The organism is Oceanibaculum sp. (genome assembly GCF_022449305.1).
GTDB lineage: Bacteria > Pseudomonadota > Alphaproteobacteria > Oceanibaculales > Oceanibaculaceae > Oceanibaculum > Oceanibaculum indicum.
In genome coordinates this window covers 61,358-71,160 of sequence record NZ_JAKUSO010000009.1, presented here as the reverse complement: position 1 = coordinate 71,160, position 9,803 = coordinate 61,358, and the positions used below count along the sequence as shown (strand labels likewise).

Annotated in this window: 9 protein-coding genes and 1 tRNA gene; 6 read left to right on the top strand and 4 right to left on the bottom strand. The window is 65.7% G+C overall.

Annotated features, from left to right (window positions below):
- The coding region (locus MK313_RS05165; protein WP_287780349.1) for a protein-disulfide reductase DsbD domain-containing protein at nucleotides 1–501 on the bottom strand (501 nt) is incomplete at its 3' end.
- 219 nt (nucleotides 502–720) lie between these two features.
- On the opposite strand from MK313_RS05165, the gene MK313_RS05160 reads away from it, so the two are divergent.
- The 3 genes from MK313_RS05160 (at nucleotide 721) to MK313_RS05150 (ending at nucleotide 3,404) form a co-directional block, all read left to right on the top strand.
- Entirely contained in the window at nucleotides 721–1,677 is a 957-nt protein-coding gene (locus MK313_RS05160) for a D-2-hydroxyacid dehydrogenase family protein (protein WP_287780348.1), read from the top strand.
- A 7-nt stretch (nucleotides 1,678–1,684) separates the two neighbouring features.
- Nucleotides 1,685–2,530, top strand: a complete 846-nt coding sequence (locus MK313_RS05155; protein WP_287780347.1) for a 23S rRNA (adenine(2030)-N(6))-methyltransferase RlmJ — start codon at nucleotides 1,685–1,687, stop codon at nucleotides 2,528–2,530.
- Nucleotides 2,531–2,678: 148 nt separating this feature from the next.
- Entirely contained in the window at nucleotides 2,679–3,404 is a 726-nt protein-coding gene (locus MK313_RS05150; protein WP_287780346.1) for a class I SAM-dependent methyltransferase, read from the top strand.
- On the opposite strand, the gene MK313_RS05145 is transcribed toward MK313_RS05150, so the two are convergent.
- Nucleotides 3,401–4,588, bottom strand: a complete 1,188-nt coding sequence (locus MK313_RS05145; RefSeq protein ID WP_287780345.1) for an MFS transporter — start codon at nucleotides 4,586–4,588, stop codon at nucleotides 3,401–3,403. The genes MK313_RS05150 and MK313_RS05145 overlap by 4 nt on opposite strands.
- A gap of 194 nt (nucleotides 4,589–4,782) precedes the next feature.
- On the opposite strand from MK313_RS05145, the gene MK313_RS05140 reads away from it, so the two are divergent.
- Both MK313_RS05140 and MK313_RS05135 read left to right on the top strand, forming a co-directional pair.
- Nucleotides 4,783–4,857, top strand: a tRNA-Thr gene (locus tag MK313_RS05140).
- Nucleotides 4,858–5,105: 248 nt separating this feature from the next.
- The gene (locus MK313_RS05135; protein ID WP_008943895.1) at nucleotides 5,106–6,146 is read left to right on the top strand and encodes a hypothetical protein; all 1,041 of its coding nucleotides are present in this window, start codon (nucleotides 5,106–5,108) and stop codon (nucleotides 6,144–6,146) included.
- Between the two features lie 7 nt (nucleotides 6,147–6,153).
- Here the strand turns inward: MK313_RS05135 and MK313_RS05130 are convergent, their stop codons facing one another.
- Both MK313_RS05130 and MK313_RS05125 read right to left on the bottom strand, forming a co-directional pair.
- Complete coding sequence (locus tag MK313_RS05130) at nucleotides 6,154–7,929, bottom strand: TRAP transporter permease (protein WP_287780344.1); 1,776 nt, start codon at nucleotides 7,927–7,929, stop codon at nucleotides 6,154–6,156.
- A gap of 100 nt (nucleotides 7,930–8,029) precedes the next feature.
- Nucleotides 8,030–9,013: a TAXI family TRAP transporter solute-binding subunit gene (locus MK313_RS05125; protein WP_287780343.1), complete on the bottom strand. Its 984-nt coding sequence runs from the start codon at nucleotides 9,011–9,013 to the stop codon at nucleotides 8,030–8,032.
- Between the two features lie 202 nt (nucleotides 9,014–9,215).
- On the opposite strand from MK313_RS05125, the gene MK313_RS05120 reads away from it, so the two are divergent.
- Complete coding sequence (locus tag MK313_RS05120; protein ID WP_287780342.1) at nucleotides 9,216–9,767, top strand: DUF2937 family protein; 552 nt, start codon at nucleotides 9,216–9,218, stop codon at nucleotides 9,765–9,767.
- The last annotated feature ends 36 nt before the right edge of the window (nucleotides 9,768–9,803 follow it).

The following is a 9,803-nucleotide window of genomic DNA, read 5'->3' as shown; positions in this document are numbered from 1 at the left end:
GCCGGCGGCGACGACTGGTAGGTCGAGGCTCAGCGCGACCTGCTCGGGAATGCAGATTTCCTCGCAGACCAGCCAGTCCACCGTGGCACGGATCGGGAAGCTGCCGCCGATCGGCGCATCCGCCGGGACCGCGATGTCGGTCAGCAGCGTGACCTCGCCCTCATAGCCGTAATTCATCAGCGGCCCGACGGCGATGCGGTCGGGTGCCGGCCAGATTATGCCGCTGGCACTCGCGCCGTCAGGCAGGGTCCAGTCGGCCGTTGTGGCAAGGCCGGAATCGCCCGGATTCTGCCAGTAGGTATGCCAGTGCGGGATGATCTGCTTGTGGATGCCGATACGGATGGTCTCGCCGGGGCGGACGGCCTCGGCGCCGGCCACCAGCTCGGCACGGACATGGTCAGTCGAGACCGGCCCGGCGGCATGTGCCGGCAGGCTGCAGACAAGAGCCAGCGACAGGAAGGCGCCGATCACGGCAAGGGCCTTTAGTCCTGTTCTGCGCATGCGCCTCTTCCGCTTGTGGACAGCAAACCGGTGCCGGAATAGGACGAAAACATCCGCCGCGTCACCCCGCCCAGCAAAAGTAAGAATTATCCGCGCGCAAACAAGTCGGATTCGTCTGTTTCACGAAGGCTTGATCTTATCACGGGCACTTGATCTTCCGGGCGCCGCCCACCATCGTTGCCGCAATTCTGAAAACAACGATTTCCCCGGAGGAACCCCATGACCTATCGCTGCGCCGTGCTGGACGATTACCAGCAGGTCGCCCTGAAGATGGCCGACTGGTCGGCGCTGAAGGACCGTGTCGAGGTGACCGTGTTCGACCGCTACATGGCGGACGATCCCAAACTCGCCGAGACTTTGGCGCCGTTCGACATCATCTGCATCATGCGCGAGCGCACACCGTTCCGGCGCGAGCTGTTCGCGAAGCTGCCGAAGCTGAAGCTGCTGGTGACGACCGGTGCCCGCAACGCAGCCGTCGACCTGGCGGCAGCGAAGGAGCATGGCGTCATGGTCTGCGGCACCGAGGGGCATGGCCATCCGACCGCCGAGCTGGCACTGGGCATGATGCTGGCGCTGGCCCGCCATATCCCGTCCGAGAGCCGCCGGCTGGCCGAACAGGGGCTGTGGCAGAGCAGCGTCGGCATTGACCTGAAGGACCGCACGTTGGGCGTCCTCGGCCTTGGCCGGCTGGGCAGCCGGCTGGCCCGAGCGGCGCTGGCGCTGGACATGAAGGTAATCGCCTGGAGCCAGAATCTGACGCCGGAGAAATGCGCGGAACAGGGCGTGGAGTATGTCGGCAAGGAAGAACTGTTCCGCCAGTCTGACTTCCTGTCGGTGCATGTGGTGCTGAGCGACCGCAGCCGCAGGCTGGTTGGCGCCGATGAACTGGCGCTGATGAAGCCGTCCGCCTTCCTGATCAACACCTCGCGCGGGGAGATCGTCGATCAGGACGCATTGGTCGCGGCGCTGAAGGGCGGCCGGATCGCCGGTGCCGGCGTTGACGTCTATGACAAGGAACCGCTGCCCAAGGGGCATGTCCTGTTCGGCGCGCCGAACCTGCTGATGACCCCGCATCTGGGCTATGTGACGGAGGATAATTACCGCACCTTCTACAGCCAGACGGTGGAGGACATCGCCGCCTGGCTGGGCGGCAAGCCGGTCCGGGCGCTGGGGTGATGAGGGCTTGAACTACCGTCACGCCTACCATGCCGGCAATTTCGCCGATGTGCTGAAGCATCTGGTCCTCGTCCAGGTGCTTCAGCATCTGCGCCGCAAGGACAAGCCGTTCTATGCGCTGGATACTCATGCCGGGCGCGGACTCTACGATTTGCGCGGCGAGGCGGCGGAGAAGACCGGCGAATACCGCGAAGGCATCGGCCGGCTGCTCTCTTTGCCTGAACCGCTGCCGCCTGCCCTTGCCGATTATCTGGCGGCGGTGCGGCCGTACCTGACAGACAGCCACTATCCCGGCTCGCCGCTGCTGGTGCAGTCGATGCTGCGCGAGGGTGACCGGGCGTTGTTCGCCGAACTGCATCCAGAGGAAAACGCGGCGCTGCTGGACGCGCTGGGCCGCGACCGCCGGGTGAAGGTGGAATGCCGCGACGGCTACGAGGCGCTGCGCGCCACCCTGCCGCCGAAGGAGCGGCGCGGGCTGGTGCTGGTCGATCCGCCGTTCGAGGAAAAGGGCGAGATGGAGCGGCTGGGCAAGGCACTGCGCGAGGGGCTGCGGCGCTTCGCCACTGGCCAGTATCTGCTGTGGTATCCGATCAAGGCGCGCGCCGATGTGCGGCTGCTGCACGATCTCGTGCGCTCGCTGGAACCGAAGGAGGCACTGGTCGCCGAACTGACGGTCTGGCCGGTACGCACGGAGCTGCGGCTGAACGGCACCGGCATGGTGATCGTGAACCCGCCCTACGGGCTGAAGGAAGCGCTGGCCGCCTGCCTGCCGCTGCTGGCCCGGACGCTGGCACGCGAAGGCGCGGGCGGCTGGCGGCTGGAGCCGCTCTCCACACAGACGGAAAAAGCATAAGGCCGGTTTGCCGAAAAAATGCCGCGAACCGAGTGCAACTTGCCGCGCGGTTCGTTAAGGTTTATCGCATGGACTTGCGGGAAGCCATTCCGGCAGGGTTCGACTTGTAGCAATCGTCGCCGGAAGGCGCGCAAGGTCACGGAAAAAGATGAATAAACTGGTTGATGCGGCGCATGTGAAATCGGCCTATCGCCGCTACGCTGCCGTCTATGATCGGCTGTTCGGCGCAGTGTTCGAGCCGGGCCGCAAAGAGGTGGTGGCGGAGGTCAATACCAGGCCCGGCCAGCGCATCCTGGAAGTGGGCGTGGGCACCGGCCTGTCGCTTGGCCATTACCGGTCTGACGCGCATGTTCACGGCATCGACATTTCCGGCGACATGCTGGAACGCGCCCGCCAGCGTGTAGCGCGGCTGGGCCTTACGCATGTCGAGGCGCTGCTGGAGATGGACGCCCAGTCCATGTCCTATGCCGATAACAGTTTCGACGCCGTGGTTGGCATGTATGTCGCCTCCGTGGTGCCGGACCCGGCACAGATGCTGGCCGAGATGCGGCGCGTCTGCGTGCCGGGCGGCGACATCCTGATCGTGAACCATTTCTCGTCGGAGAATCCGGCGCTGCGCGCGTTCGAGAAGGCGCTGTCGCCCTTCGCCTCGCAGATCGGCTTCCATCCGGATTTCGACCTGAATGAGCTGCTGTCGCTTGCCGCCATCGAGGTGGTCGAGATCAAGCCGGTGAACCTGTTCGGCTATTGGAAGCTGGTCCGGCTGCGCAATGTGCCGGTGATGGTGACCGCCAGTGAGCGCAGCGAGGTTGGCACCAGCTATGCCAAGCCGGCTTCCTACAAGCTGCGCGAAGGCTCTTCTGCCGCGCGCTAGCGGCGCAAGGCGAGCAAGCAGACCAGGACGAGCTGTGCCGAGGCCAGCAGGAAGGCCACGGCATAGCTGTCGGTCATCTGCACCAGCAGGGCGAACAGGATTGGCCCGCTGACCGAGCCGACAAAGCCGAATAGATTGACCGCCGACGTTACTTCACCAACGCGGCCGGGCGGCGACAGCCGTGCCGATTCCGCCATGTGCAGGCCGTTCCAGCTGGTGCCGGTGAAACCGGCCAGCGCCACCAGCGCATAGGTGAGGGCGCCGCCGGAAACCGGCTGGTGCAGGGCCAGTGCGGCCAAGGAGGCCGCGGCCAGGAAACCCTGGATAGCGAGCTGCAGCTGGGCATTGCCGATGCGATCGGCAATCCAGCCCAGGGTGATGCGGGCAACCAGATTGGCGCCCTGCATGGTCGCCGCGATCAGTCCGCCCTCGGCCAGGCTGAAGCCGTGCCGCGTCACCAGATAGGTGACCAGGAAGGCGGTCAGGCAGGCCTGCAGGATGGCGAAGGACAGGCCCAGCGCGGTGAACATCGGCAGGCCGGGATGCAGCTTCAGCGTGGCGACCGAATTGCGCATCACCCGCCAGGAGAACAGCGCCGGAAACCAGGCCGTGGGCAGCCGTTCGCTTGGCGGGTCGAGCAGCAGCCGGGCCGGCTGCGCCAGCAGCAGCGCCACGGTCCCGAGCGCCAGCATCAGCAACGTGACGCCGAACAGGCCGTGCAGCCCGACCAGCGGGGCGACGATCAGCCCGGTCAGCATGGCGCCCAGCGGCACGCCCGCCTGTTTCAGGGAGAAGACCAGCACGCGGTTCGCCGCCGGCGCGGTACGCACCAGGATCTCGCTGCTGGCCGGGTTGTTGGTGGCATAGCCGAAGCCCATCACCACGGCCCCAACAACGGCCAGCGGCCACCAGGCACTGCAGATCGCGGCAAAGCCCAGCACGCCAAGGGCAAGGCCGATCTGCAGCATGCGGACCGGGCCATAATGCGTCAGCATCGGCACGCCGTTGGACAACAGCCAGCACACGCCGAGCGCGGATAGCGAGGAGAGATAGCCGATGCTCTCCCCCGGCAGGCCGGCAGCCTCGGTCAGCACCGGTCCGATCACCGGCACGGCAAACAGGATGAAGGCGCCGACGGTCTGCACCAGCATCGTCGTCGCCAGGGCACGGGCCCAGAGCGGCACCTCTTTATCCTCCCGTTTTCGGCCAGTCTTTGGTGTGATGGATGGTGTGCTGGCAGCTGAAGGGTCGTTCCCAGCAAAGCCTACCGGGGCTGCTTGCGCAACCCGTGTGCCGGCGATGCCTGAGCCGATGTCTGGAACGGCGTTTCTAGGGCTTGCGGAAGCGGCGTCATGCCGCTAATGTCCGCCGCCTTGGCGCCGGTGTAGCTCAGCGGTAGAGCATCCGCTTCGTAAGCGGGTGGCCGGGGGTTCAAATCCCTCCACCGGCACCATTCTTCTTCCCCATTTTGTCGATTGATAACCGCCTCGGGTTTCCCGGGCGCGGTGTCATGTTACGTGAAGATTTTGCCGGAATTGGTTTGATTTCGTTAGATTTATTATTCTTTTCAGGGCCTTAACCAATTTTAGTGCTTGTGAAATGGCGGGAATGGACAAAAATAAAGACTGAATTTTAGAAAATTCTACTCTTTTGCCGTCGCGCCAGAACAGACGCGGCGGGCCTGGGGGGGCAGAGGCCGGGATGCCGAATGACATATCGGGGGGGCGAAATGCCCAAGAGGCGGTAACAGCCGCCGGTGACCGTGCCACGCATTTCATCTTTACGCACAAGGTGTTTGCGTCGCTGGATGGCTATTTTGGCCTGTCGCATGAACAGCGCGAGCCGGTTTTCTTCGTCTCCTTCGGCGAGGTGAACGCGGCGCTGCCCTTCACCACCCTGTGCCGGGAATTCGCCATCGATCCGGAATCCGACGATGGAAAGCTGCTGGAGGTGGTGGCCCAGGGCCTGCGCTATGTGAAGGAAATCCGCCCCGGAGACTCGATCCCGCGCGAACTGCTGGATGGCAGCGCGTCCTGGACCGTGGAGGAGGTGCACCGCCGGCGCTCGACGCAGCGCATCCGCATCCAGGTCGCCAGCTATGGCGATGGCGAGGAAATGCTGGTCTTCGATCTGGCGGAGATGGCGCGGTTGACAGGGGCAGCGGATTTCGAGTCCCGATATCTCAATGGCTGCCGCAAGCTGGCCCAGAAACTGGGGCTGAAGCGGGGCGGCGACGAGAAGACCGTGATCCGGCGCATCGATGCCCTGGCCCGCGAGATCACCTATATCGAGGCGCTGCGCGACCGCTTCAACAAGATCCGCTCGGTGCAGCGCGGGTTGACGGAGCTGCGGCGTGCCTACAGCCGCGATCCGGTCATCCGCCCGGATATCGACCGGGCGCTCGCCCTGATCCGCGCACCGATGGACGATTTCGAGGGGGTCTTCACCAACCTCTACGCGCAGGTCAGCGAAATCCTGCTGGTGCTGATGGCCTATGGCCCCTACGTCGCCTTCATCCGCGATTCCCGCGATGAGCTGCACAATGGCATGATGCGCTGGGACGGGCTGGTGACGGAGTGGGAGAATCTGATCGTGCAGGCCAGCCAGTCGAACGAGACTCTGGTGAAGTCGGCCTATCGCTTCCTGGCCACCAACTATCCGCAGGCCGGCGACTGGACGCTGGTCGGCAAGCTGGAGGCGCAGAAGGAACTGCGCTTCGGCAACGCCGCGCTGGCCAGCTGATCCCGGCTCAGATTCCGAAGAAGAACAGCAGCACGACACCACCCACCAGCGCGCCGAGGGCTGGCAGCGGGCGGCGGCCCATATCGATGGCGACGAAGCTCAGCAGCCAGATGCCCAGCCCAACCTTCGCCATCGCCAGGAAGGCCAGCACCGGGCTTTCCAGCACCAGCAGCAGCGACGGGTTGGCGATGAAGCCCAGCGGCACCAGGAACAGCCCGACGCCCAGCCGTAGCGCGTTGCCGGCGACCGGCAGCCACGGCGTGTTGGCAATGCCGGCGGCGATGAACACATTGCCGCAAACCGGCGGCGTGATGGTGCACAGAAGCGCGTACCAGAACACGAACATGTGGGCGTAGAGTTCCGGCAGGCCCAGCTGCACCAGCGCCGGACCGGCCACGGCGATGCAGATGACGTAAGCTGCCGTGGTCGGCAGCTCCATGCCCAGCACAAGGCTGGCCAGCGCGGTCAGCAGCAGCGCCGGCCACAGCTCCCCGCCCGACAGCGAGAGGATGACGGAGGTGATCTTCACGCCCAGCCCGGTCATGTGGAACACGCCGACGATCAGGCTGGCGCAGATCAGGATGGCGGCGATGCTGGCGATCTGTTCGGCGGCGCCTTTCGTGCCCTCGGCGACGCGGGAAACCCAGCGGCTTGCCGAGGCGCGGCCTTCCGAATCGATCAGCAGCAGCGCTACCGTCAGCGCCGTCGCCATCGCCGCCGCATAGGGCGCGGTATAGCGGGTGAACAGCAGCAACACGACCAGCAGGCCGAAGGGCAGCAGGAAAAAGGGCACGGTGCGCGCCACCTTGCCCCAGCCCGGCAGATCCTCGCCGCGCATGCCGGTCAGCCCGTGCCGGATGGCATAGAAATGCACGCCCGCCCAGGCCGCCAGGAAGAACAGGAAGGCCGGCAGGCTGGCCAGGATCATCAGGTCCGTGTAGGGCGTGCGCAGCAGCTCCGCCATCACGAACACGCCGGCGCCCATCAGCGGCGGCATGATCTGCCCGCCGGTGGAGGCGACGGCCTCGACCGCGGCGGCAAAGCTGGGCGGGTAGCCCAGCTTCTTCATCGCCGGAATGGTGACCGTGCCAGTGGAGGCGGTGTTGGCCGAGGCCGAGCCGGAGATCGTGCCGTACAGCGCCGAGGCGACGATGGAGACTTTTGCAGCGCCTGCGCGCATGCGCCCGGCAAACTGGGTGGCGAAGGACATGAAGCCGGTGCCCGCCTCGCCGGCCGAGATGAAGCAGCCCAGGATGATGAAGGGGGCGATGATCTCCGCCGAGATACCGGTCAGGTCACCCCACAGCCCGCCCTCGGCGATGACCAGAGTGCCGAGGAAATAGTCCAGCGGGATGCCGTCATGGCCGAAGGTGCCGGGGATGTACTTGCCCAGCAGCCCGTAGGCCAGCACGAGGACAGCGATGGCCGGCAGCACGGCCTTGATGGTGCGGCGCGCCATCTCCAGCGCCAGCAGGATCAGCACGATGGCGACGCCGTGCTGCAACCAGCCGCTGAGAGCGCCGTACTGGTCGGCCAGGGGCTCACGGTTGGCGACGATATAAAGGCCGGCGGCAAGGCCGATGGCGCCGGTCGCGTAGGCGATACCCCGGCCGACCGGTCCGCCCTGCACGCCGAAGAAGAAGATGAACGGAATCGCCAGCATCAGATGCAGCGGCCGCGTCACCAGATTCGGCATCAGGCCGGAAAAGATGAGGTAGAGGTGAAAGCCGACGGACAGGGCCGCCACGGCAAGCACCATGCCGTCCTTCCAGGAAATACGCATCGTCGCTGCTGGTCTTTGTCTGGATATGAAAAAGAAACACCCCGCCCGGCCGGTCATGCCCGCAGGCCATGCCGGGGGGCGGGGTGCGGGATAACGGTGATTACATCAGGCTGGCGTCGAGCTTCACGCCGGCTTCCTTGTAAAATTTCAGCGCGCCGGGATGCAGCTTGGTGCCCAGCTGGTTCACCATCTCCGGACTGACGCCGGCCCACCAGGGGTTTTCCTTGGCCAGCGCGTCGCGCTGCTGCCAGAAATTCTTGGTGATGAAATAGGCCGTCTCGTCATCCATGTCGGTGGTGGTGAAGGCGCCGACCGGCACGCCGACCGTATTCACCGGCTTGTCCTGGCCCTTGTAGGTGCCAGCCGCGATGGTCAGCGGGCCGGACATCGGGTCGGCCTTCAGGATCGCCTCGCGCTGGGCGTCGGTGAAGGACAGCACGGTCAGCGGGTTGGTGGTCGCCAGCTCGACCAGCTGCGGCGTCGGGTGCGAGGAGCAGGTGGCGAAGCCGGCCACCTTGTCGTTGCGCATCGCGTTGGAGGCGGCGCTCAGCTCGACATCCACCGCCTCGACCTTACCCTCCAGGCCCAGCAACTCGAAGATGCGGCGGGTGCGGCCCTCGCAGAAGGTGCCCTTGCCGCCGGCGATGAATTTCTTGCCTTCCAGCTGCATCACGTCGGTGATGCCGCTGTCCTGTTGGACGGCGAAATGGATGGTCACGAACGGCATGACGAACAGGGTGCGCACGCGGTCATAGCCGGTCTCGCCCTCGAACGGCTTCTTGCCGTCGCGCGCGCTGGCCAGCAGGCTGGGCGGGGTGGTGAACAGGAAATTGCCCGGGCGGCGGGCGGATTCCTTTACATTCTGCACTGACCCCTGGCTTTCCTCGACGGTCGCCTGGATCTTGCCGCCGCTCTGCGCCTTCATCATCTCGCCGAGCTGCACCATCATCACATAGTAGGATGTGCCCGCCTTGGCGGATTTCAGGGTCACGCGGGTCTGCGCGGCGGCGTCGGACGACAGGGCGCCGGCGCCAAGGGCAAGACCAAGCGACAGGGCCATCGCAGCGGCAGTCTTCTTCAGCATGGGTTTCCTCCACTCCTGCTTCCGCCGGCTTTCCGCAGGCGGGAAAGCGCCTTTATGCCTCATCGCCTGTTTGCCCGCCATATCCATCGTGACGGCCTGGGGTGAAGGCCTGTTGGTGGGCACCATTGCCAAGCCGCCGCGCTGCGGGCATCAATGATGCCCCTCTTAATTAGGGATGGTCTGCAAGCAAGGGAGAAGGCCGATGCGCTTCCTCGGACGGTGGCTCGGTCAGTCGCTGACACTGGCGGCCGGGATTCTGGCGCTCGCACTCGCCGCGCAGGCGCCCGGCTTCGCCGAGCATTACATGGCGGCGCTGGAGCAGCGTGCGCAGGAACAGCGCACCGACATTGCCGGGCGCATCGATGTCGCGCGCCGCTTCTACAGCCTGCCGGAAACCGCCGATGCCCGTGCCGTGCTGCTGCACCTGACCGAGCGCGAACCCGCCAATGCCGAGGGTATCCGCCGCAGCGCGCAGCGGCTGGCGGCACTCGAGGGCGCACACCGCCGTCTCGTTGAGGCGTCGCCACTGCTACGTCCGCTGCTGGTTTTGCCGGCAGTGGCCGGCAGCAATGCTGCCATCGCCGATGTTGCGGACAGCACACTGGCCGGCTACACGCCCCGCCTGCCACTGTCCCTGCCGGCGCTGGCCTATGGCCTGGCCGGCCTGTTCCTGGGCGTGCTGCTGGCGGAAGCGCTCGTCAGCCTCGCACGGATGCCGTTCCGGCGTGCCGCCCCAGCGCCCAGGCCCTGGTAGCCTGTCGCGATGTCCACGCGGTGCTAGGCAGTCTCC

Coding starts and splice junctions, on each gene's coding strand:
- MK313_RS05160 (WP_287780348.1), top strand. CDS start 721: ATGACCTATCGCTGCGCCGTGCTGGACGATTACCAGCAGGTCGCCCTG.
- MK313_RS05150 (WP_287780346.1), top strand. CDS start 2,679: ATGAATAAACTGGTTGATGCGGCGCATGTGAAATCGGCCTATCGCCGC.
- MK313_RS05135 (WP_008943895.1), top strand. CDS start 5,106: ATGCCGAATGACATATCGGGGGGGCGAAATGCCCAAGAGGCGGTAACA.
- MK313_RS05130 (WP_287780344.1), bottom strand. CDS start 7,929: ATGCGTATTTCCTGGAAGGACGGCATGGTGCTTGCCGTGGCGGCCCTG.
- MK313_RS05125 (WP_287780343.1), bottom strand. CDS start 9,013: ATGCTGAAGAAGACTGCCGCTGCGATGGCCCTGTCGCTTGGTCTTGCC.
- MK313_RS05120 (WP_287780342.1), top strand. CDS start 9,216: ATGCGCTTCCTCGGACGGTGGCTCGGTCAGTCGCTGACACTGGCGGCC.